Origin of the sequence: Sphingobium sp. Cam5-1 (assembly GCF_015693305.1) — a bacterium.
Lineage (GTDB): Bacteria > Pseudomonadota > Alphaproteobacteria > Sphingomonadales > Sphingomonadaceae > Sphingobium.
The window spans coordinates 1,250,786-1,274,684 of record NZ_CP065138.1 but is presented as its reverse complement, the minus strand read 5'-3'; the positions used below and the strand labels follow the sequence as shown (position 1 = coordinate 1,274,684).

Below are 23,899 nucleotides of genomic sequence, written 5' to 3'. Positions count from 1 at the left end.
GGGCACGGCCGTTTCATCCTTGAACAAGTGATGGAGACCGGATGTCGTTCGAAAACGATTTGTTGGCGATCCTCCCCCGGCTGCGCCGTTTCGCCGTCAGCTTGTCGAGGGATCGGGCCGATGCGGACGACCTTTGCCAGGCAGCGCTGGAGCGAGGGCTGCGGGCGCGCGAACAATGGCAGCCGGGGACTAGGTTGGACAGCTGGATGTATCGTATCATGCGCAATCTCTGGATCGATGAAGGCCGTTCGCGGCAACGCGCCGTGCGGACCTTCGCGCCTGAAGAGGCAGGCGAGCATGTCGGCTATGCAGGCGACCAGCATGTGGAGGCGCACGTCATGCTTTCCGACGTCGATCGCGCGATGCAGGCTCTGCCGGACGAGCAGCGCGAAGCCATCGCCCTCGTTCTCGTGGAGGGGCTGTCTTACAAGGAAGCCGCCGAAATTCTGGGCGTGCCCATGGGCACATTGACCTCCCGATTGGTCCGGGGACGCGGCGCCCTTATCGAATTGCTGGGAGAAGCAGCATGACCGACATTGACGAAGCCATGCTGATCGCCTGGGTCGATGGCGAACTGGACGAAGTCACCCGCCGCCGCGTCGATCGCGCCGTTGCGGACGATCCTGCCTTGGCGCAGCGCCTCGAAATGCACCGACATTTGCGGCAGCGTCTGTCTGATCACTATGCTCCGGTGGAAGCTGAGCCGGTGCCACCGGCCATGCATGCGCTGCTGGAGGAACAAGCCAAAGTCACGCCCATCACCCGTGCTGCGGCCCCTAAATGGCGCAGTTGGGGCATCGGTGGCGCGATCGCCGCCAGCCTTGTCCTGGGTCTTGGTGTCGGCCGTTTGTCGAGTGGCCCCGCTGGCCCGATTGCGCTCAAGGATGGCGTCATGACGGCAAGGGGTGAACTCGCCTCTGCTCTGGAGACCCAACTTGCTTCGGCCCAACAGGACAGATCGATCCGCATCGGCCTCAGTTTTCAGCGTAAGGGCGGCGGCTGGTGCCGCAGCTTCGAAGGCACCGCCCTGTCGGGAGTGGCCTGCCGGGAAGGGGAAGGCTGGCAGGTTCAGCAACTGATTCCCGGCACCGCCCAATCGACGGATTACCGCCAGGCATCATCCGTCGATGCCCGCATCGCGGCAACGATCGATGCCTTGATGGAAGGCTCCCCCGCCGACGCGACCCAGGAGGCTGCCGCGAAGGAGAAGGGCTGGCGCTGAACTTCGGACGTTTCCGTTCTGGCTATGTCTGCAAATACCAGCGATCCGTGCCCTGAAGGCCGATCGCCGTCAGTTTGCCGCTGTTCCAGGCACCCGTATCTATACCTATCCGGTTGGCCTGCTCATCGACTTTGCTGGTGATGCTGTGTCCATGGACCACCATATAGGGATGGGCTTGCCGGTCATGCAGGAACTCACCCCTGATCCAGCGCAGGTCGGCTGCATCCTGCTTCTCCAGCGGCAGGCCGGGCCTAATCCCGGCATGAACGAACAGATAGTCGCCCATCACAAGACTATCCGCAAAGCCGTTCAGGAAATCGACATGCTCACGGGGCACATTTTCCAGCATCCATGACGCGATGTCCTTGTCCGTCATCGCTGTGCTGACGTCGGATTCCAGCCCATAGCTTTCAAGCGCGGCCACGCCCCCAATGCGGCGGCAATAGCCCGCATACTGCGCATCGCCCTTCGCGGCGCCGACAAAGACCTCCTCATGATTGCCTTTGATCAGGTGAACATTCGGGGATGCCTGCCACAAGGATATCGCATGCTCTATGACGGCGGCCGATTGCGGCCCGCGATCCATCAGATCACCCAGGAGGACGAGATGGCAGGGCAGGGGCGTGCGGGCCGAGTCATCCTGATCAATCAACCGCAGTAGTTGTTCGAGCAGGTCCAGCCGCCCGTGAATGTCTCCGATGGCATAGACCCGTCTATCCCCGCCTATGTCTGGCACGAAAGTGGGCGCTGGCGATGCACCGCGGCGGAAAAATTTCAGCATGATTGGCGCCGATCGAAATTCATCATCGCCCTTGTCGCACGGCTCCTAGAGTCGAGGCAATGTAACGCCCTGCTGCCCCATATATTTTCCGGCCCGGTCGGCGTAGCTGACCTCGCATGGCTCATTGCCCTTGAGGAAAAGGAACTGGCAGGCCCCTTCATTGGCGTAGATTTTGGCGGGCAGCGGCGTGGTGTTGGAAAACTCCAGCGTCACATGACCTTCCCAGCCCGGCTCCAGCGGCGTCACATTCACGATGATGCCGCACCGCGCATAGGTGGATTTACCCAGGCAGATCACCAGCACATCGCGCGGCACGCGAAAATATTCGACCGTCCGGGCCAGCGCAAAGCTGTTTGGCGGAATTATGCAGCAGTCGGTCTTGCGATCGACAAAGCTGTTCGCGGCGAAATCCTTCGGGTCCACCACCGCACTATCGACATTGGTGAAGATCTTGAACTCGTCGGCCACGCGTGCGTCATAGCCATAGGAGGACAGGCCATAGCTGATGCAGCCGTCCCGCCGTTGATTTTCAACAAATGGCTCGATCATCCCGTGGGAAATGGCCTGCTCGCGAATCCACCTATCCGACAAAATCGACATGACTATTCTTGACTCTTACTGGAAGGATCATGACCCAAATCATTGGGTCCAAACGAAAAAGGCAAAAGTTCGGTAACGCTGTGTTGGACCACGGACTCGCCGGCGCCCGCCGCACAATAAATGGCGATGGGTCTGCCCGCCACCTGCTCTGCTTCGTTCAGTATCTGGCGACATCTTCCGCAGGGCGTTACCGGGTCAGCCCCACCCCCGACGACTGCGATCGCCTCGACGTCGCCAAGCCGTCCCTGCGCATTCGTCGCCGCCAGCGCCACCGTTTCAGCGCAGAGCGACAGGCCAAAGCTCGCATTTTCGAAGTTCGCACCGACAATCACTTCGCCATCGGACAAGCGCACGGCAGCCCCGACAGCAAAGCGGCTGTACGGGGCATAGGCATTTACCCTCGCCGCGCGCGCTGCCTCGATCAGGCTTCTGACATCCGCATTAGTGTTCATGGCGCAACCACGCCCCATCTCACCGGGCCATCGATGCCATCGATATGACGCATGTCATTCGCCGTCCACATCACCCATCGACGGGTGGCATAATCGGGCGGAAAGAAGTTTCCATCCAGCCAGAGCGTCCGGTTTATGCCCGACGCAATGTCATATTCCTCCTCGAAAGCCTTCGAGATGTTGAGGAGCACCGGCTTGCCTGCATTGCTCTCTACCAGGTTCACCAACGTATTGAGTTCCGACAGCACCGCGTCCCGCCCCGGCCGCGCAGTGCAGCCCGGATCAAAGTCGAGCCGGATCACCGGGGGCAGGGCGGCATTGTCCCGTGGCACTGTCGTGAGGAAGCGTGTCGCCTGACCGGCCGCGCGGCCGCACAGGCTGAAATCCAGCACCGCGCCATAGCGCAAACCGGACGACCGAGCCGCAGACCAGTTCCGCGCAAAGGCAGGGTCGCGGCCCTCTGTGCCCTTGGCCGCTCTTATATAGGCGAAATCGACGCCATTGGCCGCCAGCGTGCCCCAATCGATGGCGCCTCCGTCAGCGGAAACAGCCACGCCCTGAACCGGATAAACGTCGCGCCCCGGCGCCCAGCGGCAGGCATAGCTCCACGCACCCAGCACCAACAGGGCGATAACCAGAGCGGCTGCCAGGATGCGGACCAGAAACCGGCCGGAAGAATGCTGGCGAATGACCCCTTACCCCTTGATATGCAGCACGCAGATGAGCGTGAACAGGCGTCGCGCCGTGTCGAAATCGACCTTGATCTTGCCATCCAGCCGTTCGATCAGCATTTCCGCCGCGTCATTGTGGATGGCCCTGCGCGCCATGTCCACCGTTTCAATCTGTTGCGGGGAGGCATTGCTGATCGCCTGATAATAGCTGTCGCAGATCGCGAAATATTCCCGGATTGGTCGCCTAAACCGGCCCAGGCCGAGGATGATTGCCTCCAGCGGTTCGCCATCCTCCCGCTTGATCTCGATTACCAGGCGCCCATCCTCGACGCGCAGCAGCACGCGGTAGGGACCTGCATAATCATCGGCATGGGTGCGCTGGGGCGCGAAATAATTATCTTCCAGCAGGTCGAATATGGCGATCCGCCGTTCCTGCTCGACGTCCGCGTTGCGCCAAAGGATCGTCCGCTCGTCAAGCGTGATGTCGATGATGCGCGGGTCAGTCATGGGTCCATAGTCCCTGCTGCTGCCGACGAGGAAAAGCAAGGGGGAGTTCTCCACAGCTTTGCCTGCCGGGAACACAGCTTGCCCCTTGCGCAGAACCCCGGCGAGCGCGATGAGAGGCGCATGGTCGAACTGGTGCAGATTAATCCCGCCGCCGAAGCAGGCATCCCTGAACTCCCACGCAACGTGGAGGCGGAAGCGGCGCTGCTGGGCGCGCTGATGATCGACAACCGCATTGCCGAGGATGTCCAGCTCAAGCTCAAGGCAGAGCATTTCTTCGAGCCCCTGCATGGCCGCATCTATGAAGCCGTGATGAAGCTGGTTGAGCGCGACATGGTCGCCAATCCGGTCACGCTCAAGCCGATGCTGGAACAGGACCCGGCGCTCAAGGAATTGGGCGGTGTCGGCTACCTCGCACAACTCACGGGCAATGGCGCCGCGTTGCTCGGCGCGCGCGATTTCGCCAGCCAGATTTATGACCTCGCACTCCTGCGTCAGCTTGTGAATGTAGGGCGGGAACTGGTTGAAAATGCTCTTGATACTAGCGAGGACGTTAACCCTCGCGAGCAGATAGAGATGGCCGAAGTCGCGCTCTACAAAGTGTCCGAGGGCGAGGGTGAAACCGGCTCCGTCAAAAGCTTCGCCACTGCCACCACCATGGCCGTGCAGGTGGCCGAACGCGCGCTTAACAGTGGCGGTCACGTTTCGGGCATCACCACCGGCCTCAATAGCCTGAATGAAAAGATCGGTGGCCTCCACAATTCGGATCTCATGATCCTTGCGGGCCGCCCGGGCATGGGCAAGACCTCGCTCGCGACCAACATCGCCTATAACGCCGCGTCCCGCTGGATGCGCGACCATGTCGATGGAATCCCGCCAGAAAAGAATATGGGCGCCAAGACGGCCTTCTTCTCCCTCGAAATGTCCGCCGATCAGCTGGCTACCCGCGTGCTTGCCGAACAGTCGGGCATCAGCGGGGAGGCGCTCCGTATGGGTAAGATCAGCCGCGCTGATTTCCAGAACCTGTCCCGCGCCGCGCGCGACCTTCAGGAACTGCCGCTGTTCATTGATGACACGCCGGGTCTGACCATCGCGGCGCTGCGTACGCGCGCGCGCCGGTTGAAACGGCGTCATGACATTGGTCTCGTCATCGTCGACTATCTCCAACTGCTACAGGGCAGCGGCCGGGGCAGCGATAATCGCGTGCAGGAAATTTCAGAAATTTCTCGTGGTCTCAAGACCTTGGCGAAGGAACTTAATGTACCGGTTCTGGCGCTTTCACAGCTTAGCCGTGCGGTCGAGCAGCGCGAGGACAAGCGCCCGCAGCTATCCGACCTTCGCGAATCCGGCTCGATCGAGCAGGATGCCGACATGGTCTGGTTCGTCTTCCGCGAGGATTATTATGTGGCCGCGAAGGAGCCGGGCAACAAGGAGAGTAGCGAGCATCTTGAATGGGCGCAGGAGATGGAGCGGATCTACGGCCTTGCCGAACTGATCGTCGCCAAACAGCGTCACGGTTCGACCGGCCGCATCCGTATGAAGTTCGACGCGAAGATCACCCGCTTCTCCGACCTCGCCGACGGCGGATATATGGGCGATTATGAATGATCTACTGAGTTCGGCTCTGCTCGAACTAACGGGCAAGGGCGCTCAACCCGTAATGAGCGCCTGCAACACCAATATCAGCCCAATCAGCCCAACCATGTAGACCAGCGTCCGCACCACCGGCACGCCCATTGCGTAAAGTGGGAGGTAAACGATGCGCGCGCCCAGCCATAGCCATGCGCCGATCGCCGTCAGGTCGCTCGTGCGTCCCGCGACCACGACGCCGAGCAGCGCGACGATGGCGATCGGGTAGGTCTCAAGGAAATTTGCCTGCGCGCGCACCAGCCGCCCTGCGACCGGCTCCAGCGGCGGCAAACTCTCGTCCCGCGCGCCCATATTCCACTTCGGCCCATATTGCTTCGTCTTGAAATGCGCTGCCGCAAAAATATGCACCATCAGGAGCACACAGCTCCACGCCAATATCTTGAGCTCGATCGCCATGCGGTGTCCCCTTTCCACAGGTAAGAGGGCTACGTTATCGCCATTCCTGCGCTCGCGCCATGAGGCTTGCTCGACAGAACGATACCGTTCGATTATGCTTGGCCAATACTGACTATGGATCTGAACGAGGACAACGACGTGATCATCTCCCGGCGCCGCGCCCTGACCCTACCGCTTCTCGCCAGCGCCTGGTCGGCGGCTCCCGCCGTCGCGCGCGAATTCGGCAGGGGCTCAAGGTTGCAATATACGGGCAATCCGTTGCGCCTGCCGATGGGCATATGCGATCCGCAGATCCGCATTTTCGATGATGTCGCCTGGCTCTATGCCACCCATGACGCCAGCCCGACGAGCCGCACCTTCACGATGAAGGATTGGCAGATCTGGCGAAGCGACAATCTTGTGAACTGGTCCCATGAGGGCACGCTGCTCCCTGAACAGACCTATTTTGGTAAGCCGAGCAGCCGATGCTGGGCCACTGACGCGATCCGGCGCAATGGCAAATATTATCTCTATTTCTCCATGGGGCCTGAGGATATCGGTGTTGTCGTCAGCGACGCGCCCGCAGGCCCGTGGCGCGATCCGCTGGGCAAGGCGCTGATCGCCAAGGGGCAGGTTCCTACGGAAACCCGCGATCCCGGTATCTTTCAGGAAGCCGATGGCACCAGCTACATCGTGTTCGGCACTTTCGACTATTATATCGCGCGCCTGTCCGACGATATGATCTCGCTCGCCGAAACGCCGCGCAAGATCACGATTGCCGATCCCGAAGGGCCTTATGGTCCGGGCAAGACGGACGACAAACCATTCCTGCACCGCCGGGGCAAATATTATTATCTGTCATGGGGCACCTATTACGGGATCGGCACGTCGCCCTATGGCCCCTTTCAGTGCAAAGGCCCCTTGCTGCTGCCCGAAAATGTGGAGCCGTCTTTCCTCAACGACAGCTCAATGCGCGGCCGTTACGCACCGCCGCCGGGCTTCAAGCCGAAGAACTGGCTGAACTTCGACCGCCATGGCTCCTTCTTCAAATGGCGTGGTCGCTGGTTTTTCGCGTGCAATGACCAATCGCAGGAAGGCACGACGCCGCTGTTCCGCCAGAGCGTGATTTTCGACGTCCACTATCTGCGCGACGGCCGGATCGCGCCACTCAAGCTGACGGCGAACGGTGTCATTTCCCCACGTTAGTATAGGTTAGGCGGTCGAGTTCCTCCGGCCCAAATGCGACTGATTTTGCGGGGATGAAGGGGCGGGTGTCGGACCTGGACACCCTAACCCCCAAATTTTCCTTCGCCATGGGCAAAGCATTCTGAATTGAAACGGTTGAGCGCTTCCGCCATCTGGCCAGCATGGCCGAACAACTCCCTGCTACCGTCTTTCTCGTCGGCGCGGGTCCGGGGGATCCGGAACTGCTGACGTTGCGCGCTGCGCACCTGATCGCGCAGGCGGATGTCATCGTGCATGACGGATTGGTTTCGACCGAGATATTGGCCATGGCTTCGGTCGACGCTGAATTGATTTCCGTCGCCAAGCAGCGCAGCCGCCATTCGGTGCCGCAAGAGGGCATCAACGCCTTGCTGGTGGAACTGGCGCTTGCCGGACGCAATGTCGTGCGGCTGAAGGGCGGTGATCCTTTCGTTTTCGGTCGCGGGGGCGAGGAAATGGAGGCATGCCGCGCCGCTGGCGTGCCGGTCGAGATCGTGCCGGGGATCAGCGCGGCGATCGGCTGCGCGGCGCAGGCGCAGCTTCCCCTCACTCATCGTGATGCGGCGAGCGCGGTGACCTTCGTCGCGGGCCAGTGCAAGGGGCTGACGGATCAGGACTGGTCCGGGCTTGCTGGCCATGGCCGCACGCTGGTGATCTATATGGGCGTGGCGACGGCGGCGGATATAGCCGACAAGCTTATCGCCGATGGTGTGTCGCCTGCCATTCCGGTTGCGGTGCTGGAAAATGGCACGCGTTCCGATATGCGCACGCTGCGCACTCTGCTCGCCGATCTGGGCGACATGGTGGCACGTGAAAAAGTAAAAAGTCCGGCCCTGATTGTGGTCGGTGAAGTGGCGGCCTATGCGCTGGCGCAGGACGTGCTGGCTGGCTGGGCCGCACAGGTGAATAATGGGGCGGAGATGCATTCGTGAAGATTTTGACCGGCAATGACCTTGGCACCGGGGACGTGATCTGGTGGGCGGGCGACGGCTGGTCGCGGCAGGTCGGCGAATCCGTCGATGTGGGCGACAAGGGCGAAGAGCTTGCCCGTGCCGAGGAAGCCGCGCTGCGGGTGGTCGCTCCTTATGTGATCGACGCCACCCTGACCGACGAAGGTGTACGTCCGGCCCATATCAAAGACCGCATCCGCGCTCTGGGACCAACCGTGCGCCCCGACCTGACGCTTAAACCGAATGACGCCGATGCCGGCAACTGGGTGATCTGACCATGTATCGTTATGACAGCTACGACCAGTCCATCGTGGACGCCCGCGTCGAGGAATTTCGCGATCAGGTGCAGCGTCGCCTGGCTGGGCAGCTGACCGAAGACCAGTTCAAGCCGCTGCGGCTGATGAACGGCCTCTATCTTCAGCTGCACGCCTATATGCTGCGCGTCGCCATTCCTTATGGCACTTTGAATGCGCGCCAGATGCGCAAGCTGGGCGAGATCGCGCGCAAATATGACAAGGGCTATGGCCACTTCACCACGCGCACGAACCTGCAATATAATTGGATCAAGCTGGCCGACGCGCCCGACATTCTGGCCGAGCTGGCTACAGTCGAGATGCATGCCATCCAGACCAGCGGCAATTGCATCCGCAACATCTCGTCCGACCAATATGCTGGCGTTGCCGCCGATGAAGTGACGGACCCCCGTCCCTGGGCCGAACTGCTCCGTCAATGGTCGACGTTCCATCCCGAGTTCACCTATCTGCCACGCAAGTTCAAGATCGCGGTGATTGCGTCGGAAGAGGACCGCGCGGCGATGCGGCTGCACGATATTGGCCTGAAGCTGGTGTCACGCGATGGGCAGATCGGTGCGGAAGTCTACGCCGGCGGCGGCATGGGCCGCACGCCGATGGTTGCGCCTCTTATCAATGAGTTCGTGACCGAAGATGAGATCGTGCCTTATCTCGAAGCGTGCCTGCGCGTCTACAATCGCTACGGCCGCCGCGACAACAAGTATAAGGCGCGGATCAAGATCCTGGTCCATGAGCTGGGCGTCGACGAATATAAGCGGCAGGTCGAGGAAGAGTTCGCGCATATGCGGGAACTGGGCCTCAACCCGCCACGCGAGGAGCTGGACCGCATCCGACCCTTCTTCGCCAACCCCGCTTATGAACAGGGCCTCAGCGACGAGATCGACCGTAGCGACCCGGCCTTCGCCCTGTGGGTGGACCGGCAGGTCGCGGCGCACAAGCAGCCGGGCTATGCGATCGTCAACATCAGCCTGAAGCCGCGCGGCGGTATTCCGGGCGATGCTTCGGCCGAGCAGATTGAGTTGGTGGCGGATCTCGCGGAACGCTATTCGCTGGACGAACTGCGCGTCACCCATGCGCAGAACCTTGTCCTGCCGCATGTGAAGAAGGCGGACCTTTATGCTATCTGGCAGAAGCTGGACGAGGCTGGGCTGGCAGAGGCCAATCTGGACCTGATCGGCGACATCATCGCTTGCCCGGGCCTGGATTATTGCAGCCTTGCCAATGCGCGGTCGATCCCGCTGGCGCAGAAGCTTTCGGAACGGTTTGCGGACGCAGGCCGCCAGAAGGAACTGGGCGAGCTTAAGGTCAAGATTTCCGGCTGCATCAATGCCTGCGGGCATCACCATGCCGGGCATATCGGCGTGCTGGGCGTGGACCGTAAAGGCGTGGAGAATTTCCAGCTCTCGCTCGGTGGTTCGGGTGCGCAGGATGCTGCCGTCGGCCAGATTACGGGGCCGGGCTTCTCGGAGGATGGCGTCGTGGATGCCATTGAGAAGGTCACCGACCTCTATCTCGCTGAACGTCAGGAAGGCGAGCGCTTCCTCGACACCTATCGCCGTCTTGGCATGAAGCCCTTCAAGGAGGCGATCTATGGCTAAGCGCGACATCGTCACGCTGGATCAGGCGCATGCCCTATATGAAGCGCATGGCTATTCCGCAGCCGTTCGCTCCGGCCGCTTCCTGTTCGTCTCCGGCCAAGTCGGCGCGCAGGCGGACGGATCGCCGGTGGAGGACATCGCCGGTCAGATCGATCTCGCCTTCCGCAATCTGGATGCGGTGTTGAAGGCGGCCGGTTGCACCTTCGACGACATCGTCGATGTCACTAGCTTCAACACTGATCCGGAAACACAGTTCGGGGCAGTGATGGAGGCGAAGGCCCGATATTTCAACAACCGGCCCTACCCCAACTGGACTGCGGTCGGCGTTAGTTGGCTTGCCGGGTTTCAATTCGAAATCAAGGTTATTGCGCGCATTCCGGAGAACGCGGATCATGACTGAGTTTCTTTCCTTCCGCGACGGTGAAGCCGCACAGGAACCCGCCGTCACGGTCGAATCCTTCACCGGCCAGTCCAATTCGACCGCAGTGCGGATCGAGGCGGGTGAGGATGCGCGCGAGTTGCTGCCCTATCTCGACCGGCTATCGCTGGTTGAGGTGAACTTCCCCGCCTATGGCGACGGGCGCGGCTATTCGGCCGCTCGTATCTTACGCGAAGCTGGTTATCAGGGTGAACTGCGCGCGGTGGGCGATGTGCTGGTCGATCAGATCAACGCGATGCGCCGCTGCGGCTTCGACAGCTTCCGCCCCGACAAGGCGCTCGACGATGCCGCAGTCGATCGCGCCCTTAATCGCTATGCCGACGTCTATCAAAAGACCGTCGATGGCCGCAGCCCGGTTTGGGCGAAGCGGCACCCGGAGAGTATATATGGCTGAACCTGCCCGCCAGCTTGACGTAATCGACGCCCGGCCTGCCTTCACGCAGGCCGACGCGGACGCTCTGAACGCGCGTTTCGAGGGCGTGGACGCATTGACGATGCTCAAGACCGTCTTTGCCGAAGGTCTGGCAGGCAAGGTGGCGGTTGTGTCTTCCTTCGGCACGGAAAGCGCCGTGCTGCTGGATCTGGTGGCGCGGGCGGACAAGAGCGTGCCGGTGATCTTCGTCGATACGCTCAAGATGTTCGCGGAGACGCTGAACTATCGCGATACGCTCATCAACCGGATGGGGTTTGCCGACAGCCGATCGGTCACGCCCAGTGCGGAAGTGCTGGCGAAAAAGGACGAGACGGGCCTGCGCTGGTCCTATGATCCTGATGGATGCTGCGACATCCGCAAGGTCGAGCCGATGCAGCGCGCCAAGGAGGGGCTGGACGCGTGGATTTCCGGCCGCAAGGCGTTTCAGTCCACCACGCGCCAGAACATGCCTCGTTTCGAAGTGGAAGACGGCCGCCTGAAGATCAATCCGCTCGGCGATTGGACGAAGGACGATCTGGAAGCCTATTTCGCCGAGCATGACCTGCCGCGCCATCCTCTGGAGGCGCAGGGCTATCTGTCGGTGGGTTGCGAACCGTGCACATCGAAGGTGCTGCCGGGCGAAGACCCGCGCGCAGGACGCTGGCGCGGTTGGGATAAGGTGGAATGCGGCATTCACTCGCCTGTGACGCCTATCCCGGCACCCGTGGTTGATCCGGAAGATCCGGCTAATCAGCCTGTGTTCTGATAGACTGAGCCGACTTCGGTCGGGCTGAATAAAAGCCTCGCGTCGTCACAGCGCAAGCTGGGATGACGCGATGCTCGTCTGCGTCTGAGATGTAAGCTTACGGCATTCGCTGGCACAACGTCAGAAAAAGAGGAATGACGCCCGGAAGAACTCCTCAATCCCCCATGCCACTGACATCCACTTCCTTCAGCCCAATCCCGATCGAAGCCCGTGGCTGCTCGATTTCCGCCGATGAAACCGGATAGGCGCAATAATCCGCCGCATAAAAAGCGCTCGGCCGATGATTGCCCGAAATGCCCAGGCCTCCGAACGGCGCGGAGGACGAAGCGCCGTTGGTCGGCCGGTTCCAGTTGACGATGCCTGCCCGGATATTCGCCCAAAATTGATTATATTGCTCGGGCGAGCCGCCGATCAGCGAAGCCGACAGCCCGTAACGGCTATTGTTCGCCTCCGCGATCGCTGCTGGGAAATCGGGAACGCGGATTACCTGTAGCAACGGCCCGAATAGTTCCACGTCGGGCCGTTCCGTCATCGCAGTCACGTCGATGATCGCTGGACTCAAGAAGGGCCTGTCTTCCGATAGGCGGACCAGATGCTTTACCGGCCGCCCGCCATGGCTCATCAGATAAAGGAAGCTCTCGGTCAGCTGGTCCGCCGCATGATTGTCGATCACCGGCCCCATGAAGGGGGCAGGGTCGGCATGCGGGTGATCGACGATCAGCCGGTCGGCGATCTTCTTGACTTCTCCGATCAATAGGTCGGCCAGCTCTTCCTTGACAATCAACCGGCTCGCGGCCGTGCAGCGCTGGCCGCTAGACAGGAAAGCCGATTGCACCACCAGGACTGCGGCGCTGGCGATATCGCCCGTATCCCAGACGACGATTGGATTATTCCCGCCCATTTCCAGCGCCAATATCTTGCCTGGATTACTGGCGAACTGCCGATTGATCGCCAGCCCCGTCGATGCCGAACCGGTAAATAGAATGCCGTTCACGTCGGCATGGGCTGCAAGCGCCTTACCCTCATCCGGCCCGCCCAGCACCAACCGCACCACATCCTGCGGCACGCCTGCCTCATGGTAGAAGCGCACGAGCATCTCTGCCACCGCTGGCGTCTTTTCGGACGGTTTGAACAACACGCCATTCCCGGCCAGCAGGGCAGGAATGATATGGCCATTGGGCAGATGAGCGGGAAAATTATAGGGACCTAGAACCGCCATGACGCCATGTGGTTTGTGCCGCACCGACTGGCGCGCGCCCATCGCCGATTCCAGTCGCCGTTGCCCCGTCCGCTCCGAATAGGCGGCCACCGAAATGTCGACTTTGTTCATCACGGCCGTGACTTCGGTTCTTGCGTCCCAAAGCGGTTTTCCCGTTTCCCGCGCGATCAGGTCGGCCAACGCCTCTTCATTGGCGCGCACGACATTGACGAAGCGACGAAGCGTCTCGACGCGATAGGAAATCGGTTGTGCAGCCCAGGATGGCCAAGCCGCCCTGACTCTTGCGACCTCCGCCTCTACATCGCTGGCAGTCCCCTGCCATAATAGTGCGCCAGTGGCGGGTTCAATCGAAGTCAGCGTCGCGGACATACAGCCGATATGGCGGATAACCGGTCGTTAGGGAAGCGGCGCGAAGCAGCAAAAACTCCCTCTCGCCTTCAGGAGAGGGTCGGGGAGAGGGGAGCGAGCGCAGCGAGCAAGCCTAACGCCTCAACCCATCCCCCATGGCCTCACCCACCCGCCGAACCGCCGCCACTTTCTCGTGCAACAGCGACCAATCATCCCGCTCGGCAATCGCGTTCCAGATCGCCTCGACCTCGTCGATATGCATCGAACAGGGCGTCGCATCGCTCCAATAGTCATGCTTCCTGCCGCCACTTGCCGCCAATCCGGCGACAGCCTCACGGAACGCCGCCCAAGTTTCACCGGAATAATCCGCCCCGTCACGCGGCTCGCCACCGCGCCAGTCATGGAAGAAGCGATCGATCGGCGTCCCGCTTGCAGCCATGCCACTGACTGCCGCCTGAATCATGGCGTTCGCATCGCCTGAAGGCACGACGCCCAGCCGCCAGCAGAAGCGACGCATCATCGCCTGTCCGAACAGTTCCGGAAATCGCTCCAACTGCTCAATCAGGGGTTCGGCTTCGACCAGGGGCCTCAGCGAAACAGCCAGCTGCGCCACGTCCCAATGGATCGCTTCAGCCTGACGCCCGAAGGCATAAAGTCCGGCATGATCGAAATAGGCCGCTGTAAAGCCCGGCTCCCACAGCGGCGTGAAACGCCACGGGCCATAATCGAAGCTCTCGCCCGTCACATTGATATTGTCGCTGTTCAGCACGCCATGCACGAACCCCGCGACCATATAGCTCGCCGCCAGATCGGCCGTCCGTTCGACCACACGGCCCAGCAATTGCGCGGGCGCGTTATTCCCCGGCTCCTCGTCATAAAGCGTCCGCAGCGAATAATCGGTCAGCCGTTCCAACAGGGGCTTGTCGTCGAAATAGGCGGCGCGCTGGAATGACCCGATGCGGATGTGCGAATGGCTGAGGCGCACCATCACCGCGGCGCGGGTGGGGGAGGGTTCGTCATTGCGCTCCAGCGCCTCGCCAGTCTCGATCAGGGAGAAGGTCTTTGACGTGTTGACGCCAAGCGCCTCCAGCATTTCGGTCGCCAATATCTCGCGAACCCCACCTTTCAGCGTCAGGCGGCCATCGCCAAAGCGGCTGTAGGGCGTCTGGCCCGATCCCTTCGTCCCCAGATCCAGAAGCCGTCCCCCATTGTCGCGCAACTGCGCGAACAGGAAACCCCGGCCGTCACCTATGTCGGGATTGTAGGCCCGGAACTGATGCCCATGATAACGCAGCGCCAAGGGCTGCGGCAGGTTGCCAGGAAGGGCGTCGAATCGCCCGAAATGACGAATCCACTCGTCATCGCTCAGCGTTTCCAACCCCACGCTGGCTGCGGCCCGGTCGTTACGGTATCGTAAAATCGTCTGTGGGAAGTCGGCGGGGGCGACCACATCGGCGAAATCCGGCTGTAATCCGAAGATTTCCTTTGCCGGATTGTATCTGTTTGCTTGCGAGGATTTGTCCATGCGGCGATATGGGGGAGCGGGGCAGGAAGTTGCAACCGCTGGACATGTATTTGAGGGCGCACGACCGTTGACCAGCTTCACCGACGGCTATTGGTGGTCTCCCGATGGCCTCAGGCTCCATTATCGCGATTATGGCGGCGGTGAAGACGGTCGCCCGCCGTTGCTCTGCCTGCCGGGACTGACCCGCAACGCGCGCGATTTCGAACCGTTGGCCGATCGTCTGGTGGGGGATTGGCGCCTGATTTGCCCCGATATGCGCGGCCGGGCCGAAAGCGCTCAGGCCAAGGACCCGATGACCTATGTCCCGCTGACCTATTTGCAGGACATCAGCCGTCTGTTGGCCGACCTCGCCATCACCCGCTTCGTCGCGATCGGCACCTCGCTCGGCGGACTCATCACCATGTTGATCGCCGCGACTCACCGCGAATGGCTGGCCGGTGCGCTTTTGAACGACGTGGGGCCGAAGCTCGAGCAGGCGGGCCTGGACCGCATCCGTACCTATGTGGGCGTTGGCCAATCGCACCAAAGCTGGGTTCAGGCCGCTCGCGCCCTCGAAGAGGCGAACCGCGACATCTATCCCCGCTATGGTCTCGAACAATGGCTAGCCATGGCCAAACGCCTGTACCGCCTCAACAGCGGAGGCCGCGTCGTGCTGGACTACGACATGCGTATAGCCGAACCCCTCCGCTTGGCCGGAGGTGAGGCCGGGGTCGACCTATGGCCGGTAATGTCTTCCTTCCATGGCATTCCTTCACTGATCCTGCGCGGTGAACGCTCCGATGTTATCAGCGCCTCAACAGCCGAACGCATGCAGGCAGATATGGGCTCGAGCGCTGAACTGGTGACCGTTCCCGACGTCGGCCACGCGCCTATCCTGGACGAGCCGGAAGCCGCCGCCGCCATCGACCGACTTCTCGCCCGAGTCCTGCATGGCTGACGCTCTTCGGCGGCCGCCCCGCCTTCTTCATGTTCACGGCAGCTTTTCCCTTGGGGGCAAGGAAGCGCGCGCCGTCCGCCTGATGAACCTGTGGGGCAACCGCGCCAGCCACACGATCGTCAGTGCAGCGCCCGAAGCAATGGGCGCCCGGTCGGCGATCGCGCCGGAAATCGATGTGAGCTTCCCCGATCCTCCGCTGCTAACCGGCCGCCCTGGCCCACGGCGCTTCCGGGCACTGGGACGCTTCATGTCCAGCTTTGACCTCGTTCTCACCTATAATTGGGGCGCGATGGATGCCGTCATGGCCCATCGTTTCTGCTCATCCTTTCTCCCGATGCCGCCGCTCATCCATCATGAGGATGGCTTCAACATCGAGGAGGCTGATCGCCTCAAGACAGGGCGCAACTTCTACCGTCGGCTGGCGCTCCAGCGCGCCCAAGCCGTGGTCGTGCCGTCCATCCGGCTCAATCAGATTGCCCGAACGATGTGGCATCAGCCTGCGCGAAAAGTTCATCTGATCCGCAACGGGATCGACGTCGCACAATATCTCCAACCCGTTCCCCGAGCCATTCCAGGGCTGGTGCGCTCACCGGGCAAGCTGCTTGTCGGCACGCTGGCCGGTTTGCGCCCGGTGAAGAATATCCCCCGGCTGGTCCGCGCCGTCGCGCCGCACCGTGATAAGCTGCAACTGGTGGTCATCGGAGAAGGGCCTGAGCGCGACCCGATCATGGCGGAGGCGGCGCGGCACGGGCTTTACGACATCTGCATGCCAGGGTTCCTGCCCAATCCTTCGCGTTTCATGGGCTTGCTCGACATCTTCGCGCTTTCCTCGGACAGTGAACAATTCCCCATCTCGCTGGTGGAAGCGATGGCCGCGCGCCTGCCGGTGGCGTCAACCGACGTGGGAGACGTCGCTCAGATGGTCGCCCCGGAAAACCAGCCGTTCATAGCCTCTGATGAGGCGGCACTGTCCGACGCGCTAGGGCGGCTGGTCGCAAGTTCCGAGCTTCGCAACCGCCTGGGTGACGCGAACCTGCACCGGGCGCAACGCGATTTCGAAGAGGCTACGATGGTGGACGCTTATGCGTCGCTTTATGGACAGGTACTATCCAGCCCCCATATTTTGCGGTAGGGCGCGGCCGTAAATTCGTCATCAGTCGTGAAAGCTGCTATAGAGCGGCCCTTAGTCGGCGGGTGACCCAGCAGCTGTTGCGCGGGAGATTAGGTTGTTCAAGGGTTTGAAGCCCATCATCTATGGTGGTCGTGAAGTATGGCCGCTTGTCGAGGGCGGGAAAGGCGTGGCCGTCTCCAATCACGCCAGTTCCGGTGCATGGGCCGCTGCGGGCGGCATCGGCACCGTGTCGGCCGTCAATGCCGACAGCTATGACAGTATGGGCAATGTCATTCCCCAGATCTACCATGGCCGTACCCGCCGCGATCGTCATGAAGAATTGGTTGCCTATGCTATCGACGGCGCGGTCGAACAGGTGAAGCGCGCCTTCGAAATCGCTGGCGGCAAAGGCGCGATCAACATCAACATCCTTTGGGAAATGGGCGGCGCGCAGCGGGTTCTGCACGGCGTTCTGGAAAAGACCAGAGGCATGGTGGCAGGCGTCACTTGCGGCGCTGGCATGCCCTATAAGCTCAGCGAAATCGCGGCTTCCTATGGCGTGAACTACCTCCCGATCGTCAGTTCCGGCCGTGCTTTTCGCGCCCTGTGGAAGCGCGCCTATTCAAAGGCGTCCGAATGGCTGGCGGCCGTGGTGTATGAGGACCCGTGGCTGGCGGGCGGTCATAACGGCCTGTCCAATGCCGAGGATCCGCGGGAGCCTCAGGACCCGTATCCGCGCGTCAAGGCGCTTCGGGAAACCATGCGCGAAGGCGGCATTTCCGATGAAGTGCCGATCGTCATGGCGGGCGGGGTCTGGCACCTCAAGGACTGGAACGACTGGATCGACAATCCGGAACTCGGCACCATCGCGTTCCAGTTCGGCACACGCCCGCTTCTGACGCAGGAAAGCCCCATTCCTCAGCTTTGGAAGGAACGCCTGACCCAGCTGGAACCGGGCGATGTGCTGCTTCATCGCTTCTCGCCGACCGGCTTCTACAGCTCGGCGATCCGCAACCCCTTCCTGCGCCAGCTTGAGGCGCGGTCGGAACGCCAGATCCCGTTCAGCACGGAACAGGCTGGCGATCACACGCATCAGCTTGATGCAGGCGTGAAGGGCAAGAATTTCTGGGTAACGCGCGGCGACCTGCTGCGCGCGCGCGAGTGGGTGGGGCAGGGCCTCACCTCCGCTCTCAAGACGCCCGACAACACGCTGGTATTCGTCACCGAAGAGGAACGGGCGGAGATCCGTAAGGATCAGACCGACTGCATGGGCTGTCTCAGCCAGTGCGCATTCTCAAGCTGGATGGACAGTGAGACGAACTCCACCGGCCGCCTCGCCGATCCAAGGAGCTTCTGCATCCAGAAATCCTTGCAAGAGGCGGTGCATGGCGGGGACCTGGACAAGAACCTGCTGTTCGCCGGACACGGCGCTTACAAGTTCAAGCAGGATCCCTTCTATTCCAACGGTTTCGTGCCGACGGTGAAGCAGCTCGTAGACCGCATTTTGACGGGCGACTGATGGCGGAGATTCAGGGGTTGGCGGTGCTGGAATATCACACGCCACATTTCGACATAGTGCGCCCGGGCCAGTTCGTCCTTTGTGCGGTTTCGGGCGCACGTATCGATCTTGACGACCTTAAATATTGGAGCGCTGAGTTTCAGGAGGCCTATCGGGGTCCTGTTGAGGCGACCCAGTCGTTCCTGCGTCATCGCGGCTTGGTCACGGCCTGACCGGCGCCGCACTTTTTGTTCCCTTTCTTGCTTTGATGCGTTATCCTGTCCATGCAGGCGACAAAGATCGCCGCGTGCGGAAGGATGTCAGCGATGTCGCGAATTGATATCTATGGCGATCGGATATGTGTCGTCACCAGTTTCCTCATTGTGGGCTGGTTTATTTACGACATTCTATTTTGACCGAACCACGGCAACGGCGGCAAGCGTAAGTGGCTGCCGTTAAAGCAAAGCTATGTTTCCTTTCAAAAGCGGCCTTGTAGAAAAGCCTTGAGCTTAAGGCTCCGCGGCTTTTGAAGGATGACAGCTTGCTCCGCGTCAACAACGGCTAAAGCGCACGGCCCCCATGCGACCACGCAAGGTTTCGTGTTCCTCCGCATAAGGAGAAGACGATGAGCCCTCGACCCATTCTTGCACGCCGCAAACGCCCTCGCGACACAGGGCGCGACATCTACATCCCACACTCATCCTGGTCGCGGAAGCCCAGAGCCACAGCTGATGCCGTGATCGCGCCCGAAGATTTTTGGGCGAAACTCGGCATCTGATCAGCGGAAAACGACGGTCTTTCCGCCGTTCAGGAGTACCCGGCGGTCAGCGATCCAGCCGACCGCCCGCGCCAGAACCTGCGCCTCGATGTCGCGGCCGATGCGGATCATGTCTTCGGCCGTGGCACGATGGTCGACGCGCTCTACGGCCTGTTCGATGATCGGCCCTTCATCGAGGTCGGCGGTTACGAAATGCGCCGTCGCGCCGATCAGTTTGACGCCGCGCTCATGCGCCCGGTGGTAGGGCCGCGCGCCCTTGAACCCCGGCAGGAAGCTGTGATGGATATTGACGCAACGACCTTCGAGCTGCTCCACGAGGCTTTCGGACAACACCTGCATGTAGCGTGCGAGGATCAGATAATCCGATCGTGATCGGCTGAAAACGTCCAGCAAAGCGGCTTCCTGCGTTGCCTTATCTCCGTTTGGCGGAAGCTCATGATAGGGGATGCCATGCCATTCGGTAATCCGGCGCATGTCGGGATGGTTCGACACGACCCCCATGATGTCGATGGCCAACGTCCCTGTCTGCCAACGGTGCAGAAGGTCGGCCAGACAGTGCGAGCCCTTGGAAACGGCGAGCAGCATCCGCGGCTTTTCCTGCGCGGTGGTGATACGCCAGTCCATGCCGAAGCGCGCGCCTACAGCATCGAACTCGCCTCGCAGTTGCTCGGTATCCGCGATCCGGCCATCGGTCGCTTCAAAGGCCACTCGCATGAAGAAGCGCCCCGCTTCCCTGTCGGCATATTGCTGGCTGTCCGTGATGAAGCATCCCCGTTCCGCCAGGAACTGGCTAACCGCTGCAACGATTCCCACACGGTCGGAGCAGACAAGTGTCAGCACCCATGATGGGATAACCGGATTGTTCAAAGGGAGCCTCCGCGAATGATCGGGAAAGCCGTTGCCTTATGCCGCTCCCATGATCAAGCCGTTAAAGGACCTCAACCGTTGGCGCTCGTCATCGCGAAAATTCCGGTCGCGTTCCCCGCGTCGAATGACAGGTCAAGCAACCCGCTTGCGGGATCGACATCCCGACTGATAAATTCGTAGAAAGAGCCGGGTACTTGTCTCACCTTGTTTCCGGCAAATAGCCGTTCGACCGGGTCTGCGCGAAGGGCGGTCTGCTTCACGCGGCCATTGCGGGAAATTTCGACCTCATCCTTGATCGGCCATCCTTCAGCTTTCAGCCGCTGGGCCAAGGCCGCGACATCGGCCACCCGGTCGGTGGCATGGTTGAAGGCGTTACCCTCCGTCGCGATCCACGCGGCTTCAGGCGACCGCGACAGTAACAGTTCATAGTCCTCCAACGTGGCAGGATCATGCTGCCGATCGAAAGCCGACACCAGGACCGGCAAGGCGATCAGCGCATGTTCGAAGGGGACAAGCCGTCCCGCTTCATAGGCGCGCAATACTGCCAGCGTTTCCGGATTGATCGGATCGCGCGACGTGCCAAAAACGCGGGCCGCGACTACGCCAAACTCGGCATCAAACCGATCGACATGCAATTCCGAAACGAAGAATTGAGGAATGTCGTGGGGAGCATCGGCATGGGCATAGGCGCGCCCCGTCATCTTTAGCCGGTCCAGAGGATAAACCCCCGCCAGCGTGTAGCCCAGTGGCTTTAGGATACGGGTGAAGGCGTCCTCTCCGCCGGGCAAAGCGCCCGTGGGGCCTTGGGGCAGGCGGATCGTTCTCAGTGCTCCATGATCGAACACCACCTTGCCACCGCTGGCCAGCCTGTCAGCCACATAGGCAGCGCCGCTCGGAACCCGTTGCAAGAGCCCGTGAAAAAGAATGACGTTCAAGGCCATGGCAAGTGTTGCCCGAGAGACATAGGGGCCAGTCTCCACGAGCAAAGCCGGTGCGATCGAAAGCGCAGCAAGCACTTGCTCCGCAGCACAATGGCCCAGCGTGGCCCTGACCAGCGCTGTTACATTTCCCTGCTCGCTATCGACGGTCATGGCGCGCTCCATATCGGATATGGCCGTTATCGCGCGCCGATCCCGGACTTCCAAGAGCCAGTATTACGCCTCGTCACATTTTCCGGGGCATGCAATCGGCACCAGCCGCCTTGATGGCACTGCAAAGCCGAGACGCTTCCGCGCTGTTTGCCAACGGCCCAGCCTGCAACCTGGTCATGGCGCCGCCTTTCACCAGAAAAAGCTGATAGGCCGACAGGCCAGCCACTTTGCCGCGCAGACTGGTCCAAAGCGCGCGCGCGCGGGCTTCTTCGCTAAATGCCCCTAGCTGTACGCGCCAGGGTCCGCTGGCAGCTACCTTGGGCTCTGGCGTCTTGTTGGCCTTCGCCTTTTCAACGACTGGTTTCGGCGTTTGGGCGGTGGCCACGGCGGCCTTGGGTGCCTCAGATTTCGGCTTTGGTAATGGCTTGGCGGGCGCAGGCTTTTCCGGAGCGCGCGCGGGTCGCAGATCAGCGCTCGCCATCGACGGCGCTTCTTCGCGCAGAACGGGCATGGTGGACAGGCGGCCATTGGCTTCCGCCAGCGCCGCCACCTCATTCTGGCCCATCTCCCTCGCCAGCGCGAGCCCCTGCTGGCGTTGATCATCAGGGATATATTTATCCATTTGCTTCAAACTGGCCGTCGCCTGCGCCAGGCCCGCCGCCGCCGCCCGGCTCATCAAGGCATAGGCGCGGGGCCAATTCTTGGTCGTCAGATCTCCGTTAAAAAGGGCGGTGCCAACGATATATTGGGCGCGGGGTTCGCCGCGGGCCGCCGATCGCTGAAGATAGGGGAGGGCGCTAGCCCGCTCGCCCTGCTGAAACATCAGCAGCCCAAGATTGTCCTCTGCCCGAACGTGACCTTGTGCAGCGGCTTTCCGATACCAATCAAGTGCGACGGCCATGTCGGCTTTGACACCGCGTCCAAGCTTGTTCGCCTGACCCATGTTGAATTGCGCATCAGGATCGCCTGCCTGCGCAAGCGGCCGCCAGACACTTACGGCTTTTTCATAATCACCCTGCTGCCAGGCATCGACCCCGGCTTTGACATCGGCAAGGGCAGGCGGCGCCAGACTCATCATCGTTGCGGCGGCCAATATGCCCCAGATGTACTTCATGTGCATGTGCTCCTGAAAGAACAGCGTAGCCCCCGCCTATGAGCGAACAAGGTTAACGCTCACTTAGCATTAGAAGGCGCATTCTTCATACCATGCTTCCTTTTGAAGGATGCGCCGAAGTTAACCAATTTTTAGGTGCCGCCATGGCAGTCCAATAGGCAATTGGATTTTCTGGGGGAAACGCGCGTGCGCATACTCGCATTGGCATCGCAAAAAGGCGGATCGGGGAAGACCACCTTGTCTGGTCACTTGGCCGTTCAGGCGCAAAGGGCAGGCGCTGGCCCCGTCGTCCTGATCGACATCGATCCTCAGGGGTCCCTTGCCGACTGGTGGAATGAACGAGAGGCTGAATTTCCCGCCTTCGCCCAGACGACGGTCGCGCGTCTTGCAGCCGACCTTGAAATCCTCCGTCAGCAGGGCTTCAAGCTTGCCGTGATCGATACGCCCCCGGCGATTACCATGGCCATTCAAAGCGTCATTTCCGTGGCCGAACTGATCGTCGTGCCGACCCGTCCCAGCCCTCATGACCTGCGCGCAGTGGGTGCGACGGTGGACTTGTGTGAACGGGCAGGCAAGCCGCTGATCTTCGTGGTCAACGCCGCTACGCCCAAGGCGCGGATCACATCGGAAGCCGCCGTGGCACTTTCCCAGCATGGCACTGTTGCGCCCGTTACACTGCATCACCGCACCGATTTCGCCGCGTCGATGATCGACGGCCGCACGGTGATGGAGGTTGATCCCAACGGCCGTTCGGCAGGCGAGGTCACGCAATTGTGGAGCTATGTCTCCGACCGTCTGGAAAAGAATTTCCGTCGCACGGTCTTCTCGGTGCCCAACGGCACGGCGGGCACCAGCGGTGCGGTTCGTCCGGCGACGGGTGGCTTTGGCCGCCGCGTCGTAGGCCAGTAAAGGGAGGGAAGACATCATGGCCGAACCCAAGCCACTCGCTTCGCTGACCTCCGGACTTCTCGCTCGCAAGGGCGCTGCTCAGCCCGCCATGCGCCGCCCCATAATGGGCTTTGGCCATCAGGCAACGGCGGCGCTGCTGCAGGACGATCTGGGCTGGAACGACATGGGTTTCGACGTAACCGAGCCTGAGCCCGTCCCTGCCGAGCCTCGCGCCGTTGTCGGGCTTACCCCGATGACGCTGCCGCCGGTCGCCGCGCCCATCCCTTCCGTCGTTGTCGAGCGAGAGGAATTGGCCGAGCGTATGGAAGAAGCGGTCAAGACGATCGCTCCCGCCATCCGTACCGGAACCAAGGGCCGCAAGGCCGCCTTCACGCTGCGGCTGGACGCGGATCGGCATCTGAAGCTTCGCCTTGCAAGCGCCGTCGCGGGCCGTTCTGCCCAACAGATGGTCACCGAAGCACTCGATATTTTCCTCGCCAGCCTGCCGGAAATCGACCGGCTCGCGCAGCAACTGCCGCGCGACGAAGCAGAGTAAGAAGGATCAAGC

Annotated in this window: 27 protein-coding genes; 16 read left to right on the top strand and 11 right to left on the bottom strand. The window is 61.4% G+C overall.

Annotated elements, in window-relative coordinates; all coding sequences use genetic code 11:
• Positions 1-41: 41 nt before the first annotated feature.
• Together IZV00_RS06460 and IZV00_RS06455 are read left to right on the top strand one after the other, a co-directional pair.
• The gene (locus IZV00_RS06460; protein WP_196226303.1) at positions 42-530 is read left to right on the top strand and encodes an RNA polymerase sigma factor; all 489 of its coding nucleotides are present in this window, start codon (positions 42-44) and stop codon (positions 528-530) included.
• Positions 527-1,222, top strand: coding sequence for an anti-sigma factor family protein (locus IZV00_RS06455; protein WP_196226302.1), 696 nt, complete (start codon positions 527-529; stop codon positions 1,220-1,222). Before IZV00_RS06460 ends, IZV00_RS06455 begins: the two co-directional genes overlap by 4 nt.
• 22 nt (positions 1,223-1,244) lie before the next feature.
• Here IZV00_RS06455 and IZV00_RS06450 read toward each other — a convergent pair whose 3' ends face one another.
• From IZV00_RS06450 to IZV00_RS06430, 5 genes are all read right to left on the bottom strand, one after another.
• Positions 1,245-2,003 carry a metallophosphoesterase gene (locus tag IZV00_RS06450; protein ID WP_196226301.1) on the bottom strand — a complete coding sequence of 253 codons (759 nt, stop codon included), beginning with the start codon at positions 2,001-2,003 and terminating at the stop codon, positions 1,245-1,247.
• Positions 2,004-2,048: 45 nt separating this feature from the next.
• Positions 2,049-2,603 carry a dCTP deaminase gene (dcd, locus tag IZV00_RS06445; RefSeq protein ID WP_196226300.1) on the bottom strand — a complete coding sequence of 185 codons (555 nt, stop codon included), beginning with the start codon at positions 2,601-2,603 and terminating at the stop codon, positions 2,049-2,051.
• Positions 2,604-2,605: 2 nt separating this feature from the next.
• The gene (locus tag IZV00_RS06440; protein ID WP_196226299.1) at positions 2,606-3,055 is read right to left on the bottom strand and encodes a cytidine deaminase; all 450 of its coding nucleotides are present in this window, start codon (positions 3,053-3,055) and stop codon (positions 2,606-2,608) included.
• Positions 3,052-3,678 (bottom strand): glycoside hydrolase family 25 protein, encoded by a 627-nt coding sequence (locus tag IZV00_RS06435; protein ID WP_196226298.1) that lies wholly within the window; start codon positions 3,676-3,678, stop codon positions 3,052-3,054. The genes IZV00_RS06440 and IZV00_RS06435 overlap by 4 nt, the downstream gene beginning before the upstream one ends.
• 72 nt (positions 3,679-3,750) lie before the next feature.
• Positions 3,751-4,233 carry a UPF0262 family protein gene (locus IZV00_RS06430; RefSeq protein ID WP_196226297.1) on the bottom strand — a complete coding sequence of 161 codons (483 nt, stop codon included), beginning with the start codon at positions 4,231-4,233 and terminating at the stop codon, positions 3,751-3,753.
• A gap of 120 nt (positions 4,234-4,353) precedes the next feature.
• Between IZV00_RS06430 and IZV00_RS06425 the strand changes: the two genes are divergently transcribed.
• A complete protein-coding gene (locus tag IZV00_RS06425) occupies positions 4,354-5,838 on the top strand; it encodes a replicative DNA helicase (RefSeq protein ID WP_196226296.1) in 1,485 nt (494 codons plus the stop codon).
• Between the two features lie 42 nt (positions 5,839-5,880).
• Here the strand turns inward: IZV00_RS06425 and IZV00_RS06420 are convergent, their stop codons facing one another.
• Positions 5,881-6,276 (bottom strand): MAPEG family protein, encoded by a 396-nt coding sequence (locus IZV00_RS06420; RefSeq protein ID WP_196226295.1) that lies wholly within the window; start codon positions 6,274-6,276, stop codon positions 5,881-5,883.
• Positions 6,277-6,390: 114 nt separating this feature from the next.
• Here IZV00_RS06420 and IZV00_RS06415 point away from each other — a divergent pair, with 114 nt between their 5' ends.
• The 7 genes from IZV00_RS06415 (at position 6,391) to IZV00_RS06385 (ending at position 11,955) form a co-directional block, all read left to right on the top strand.
• Positions 6,391-7,461 carry a family 43 glycosylhydrolase gene (locus IZV00_RS06415; protein ID WP_196226294.1) on the top strand — a complete coding sequence of 357 codons (1,071 nt, stop codon included), beginning with the start codon at positions 6,391-6,393 and terminating at the stop codon, positions 7,459-7,461.
• Between the two features lie 161 nt (positions 7,462-7,622).
• Positions 7,623-8,411: a uroporphyrinogen-III C-methyltransferase gene (cobA, locus tag IZV00_RS06410; RefSeq protein WP_196226293.1), complete on the top strand. Its 789-nt coding sequence runs from the start codon at positions 7,623-7,625 to the stop codon at positions 8,409-8,411.
• The gene (locus tag IZV00_RS06405; protein WP_196226292.1) at positions 8,408-8,704 is read left to right on the top strand and encodes a DUF2849 domain-containing protein; all 297 of its coding nucleotides are present in this window, start codon (positions 8,408-8,410) and stop codon (positions 8,702-8,704) included. The genes cobA and IZV00_RS06405 overlap by 4 nt, the downstream gene beginning before the upstream one ends.
• A gap of 2 nt (positions 8,705-8,706) precedes the next feature.
• Positions 8,707-10,338, top strand: coding sequence for a nitrite/sulfite reductase (locus tag IZV00_RS06400; RefSeq protein ID WP_196226291.1), 1,632 nt, complete (start codon positions 8,707-8,709; stop codon positions 10,336-10,338).
• Positions 10,331-10,738 (top strand): RidA family protein, encoded by a 408-nt coding sequence (locus IZV00_RS06395; protein WP_196226290.1) that lies wholly within the window; start codon positions 10,331-10,333, stop codon positions 10,736-10,738. The genes IZV00_RS06400 and IZV00_RS06395 overlap by 8 nt, the downstream gene beginning before the upstream one ends.
• Positions 10,731-11,171 (top strand): DUF934 domain-containing protein, encoded by a 441-nt coding sequence (locus tag IZV00_RS06390; RefSeq protein WP_196226289.1) that lies wholly within the window; start codon positions 10,731-10,733, stop codon positions 11,169-11,171. Before IZV00_RS06395 ends, IZV00_RS06390 begins: the two co-directional genes overlap by 8 nt.
• Positions 11,164-11,955 (top strand): phosphoadenylyl-sulfate reductase, encoded by a 792-nt coding sequence (locus IZV00_RS06385; RefSeq protein ID WP_196226288.1) that lies wholly within the window; start codon positions 11,164-11,166, stop codon positions 11,953-11,955. Before IZV00_RS06390 ends, IZV00_RS06385 begins: the two co-directional genes overlap by 8 nt.
• Positions 11,956-12,109: 154 nt before the next feature.
• Here IZV00_RS06385 and astD read toward each other — a convergent pair whose 3' ends face one another.
• Positions 12,110-13,543 (bottom strand): succinylglutamate-semialdehyde dehydrogenase, encoded by a 1,434-nt coding sequence (gene astD, locus IZV00_RS06380; protein ID WP_196226287.1) that lies wholly within the window; start codon positions 13,541-13,543, stop codon positions 12,110-12,112.
• Between the two features lie 112 nt (positions 13,544-13,655).
• The gene (locus IZV00_RS06375) at positions 13,656-15,047 is read right to left on the bottom strand and encodes a protein adenylyltransferase SelO family protein (protein WP_196226286.1); all 1,392 of its coding nucleotides are present in this window, start codon (positions 15,045-15,047) and stop codon (positions 13,656-13,658) included.
• 67 nt (positions 15,048-15,114) lie between these two features.
• On the opposite strand from IZV00_RS06375, the gene IZV00_RS06370 reads away from it, so the two are divergent.
• The 4 genes from IZV00_RS06370 (at position 15,115) to IZV00_RS06355 (ending at position 18,826) form a co-directional block, all read left to right on the top strand.
• Positions 15,115-15,984: an alpha/beta fold hydrolase gene (locus tag IZV00_RS06370; RefSeq protein WP_196226536.1), complete on the top strand. Its 870-nt coding sequence runs from the start codon at positions 15,115-15,117 to the stop codon at positions 15,982-15,984.
• On the top strand, positions 15,977-17,116 hold the full coding sequence (locus IZV00_RS06365) for a glycosyltransferase family 4 protein (protein WP_196226285.1): 1,140 nt from the start codon (positions 15,977-15,979) through the stop codon (positions 17,114-17,116). Before IZV00_RS06370 ends, IZV00_RS06365 begins: the two co-directional genes overlap by 8 nt.
• A gap of 94 nt (positions 17,117-17,210) precedes the next feature.
• The gene (locus IZV00_RS06360; RefSeq protein WP_196226284.1) at positions 17,211-18,614 is read left to right on the top strand and encodes an NAD(P)H-dependent flavin oxidoreductase; all 1,404 of its coding nucleotides are present in this window, start codon (positions 17,211-17,213) and stop codon (positions 18,612-18,614) included.
• Positions 18,614-18,826 carry a DUF2093 domain-containing protein gene (locus IZV00_RS06355; RefSeq protein ID WP_196226283.1) on the top strand — a complete coding sequence of 71 codons (213 nt, stop codon included), beginning with the start codon at positions 18,614-18,616 and terminating at the stop codon, positions 18,824-18,826. The genes IZV00_RS06360 and IZV00_RS06355 overlap by 1 nt, the downstream gene beginning before the upstream one ends.
• A 545-nt stretch (positions 18,827-19,371) precedes the next feature.
• Here IZV00_RS06355 and purU read toward each other — a convergent pair.
• From purU to IZV00_RS06340, 3 genes are all read right to left on the bottom strand, one after another.
• The gene (purU, locus tag IZV00_RS06350; protein WP_196226282.1) at positions 19,372-20,238 is read right to left on the bottom strand and encodes a formyltetrahydrofolate deformylase; all 867 of its coding nucleotides are present in this window, start codon (positions 20,236-20,238) and stop codon (positions 19,372-19,374) included.
• A gap of 71 nt (positions 20,239-20,309) precedes the next feature.
• Positions 20,310-21,329: a DUF1338 domain-containing protein gene (locus tag IZV00_RS06345; protein ID WP_196226281.1), complete on the bottom strand. Its 1,020-nt coding sequence runs from the start codon at positions 21,327-21,329 to the stop codon at positions 20,310-20,312.
• Positions 21,330-21,402: 73 nt separating this feature from the next.
• Positions 21,403-22,449, bottom strand: a complete 1,047-nt coding sequence (locus tag IZV00_RS06340) for an SPOR domain-containing protein (protein ID WP_196226280.1) — start codon at positions 22,447-22,449, stop codon at positions 21,403-21,405.
• Positions 22,450-22,629: 180 nt separating this feature from the next.
• On the opposite strand from IZV00_RS06340, the gene IZV00_RS06335 reads away from it, so the two are divergent.
• Entirely contained in the window at positions 22,630-23,352 is a 723-nt protein-coding gene (locus IZV00_RS06335; protein WP_196226279.1) for a ParA family protein, read from the top strand.
• 16 nt (positions 23,353-23,368) lie between these two features.
• A complete protein-coding gene (locus IZV00_RS06330; protein WP_196226278.1) occupies positions 23,369-23,887 on the top strand; it encodes a hypothetical protein in 519 nt (172 codons plus the stop codon).
• Positions 23,888-23,899: the final 12 nt, after the last annotated feature.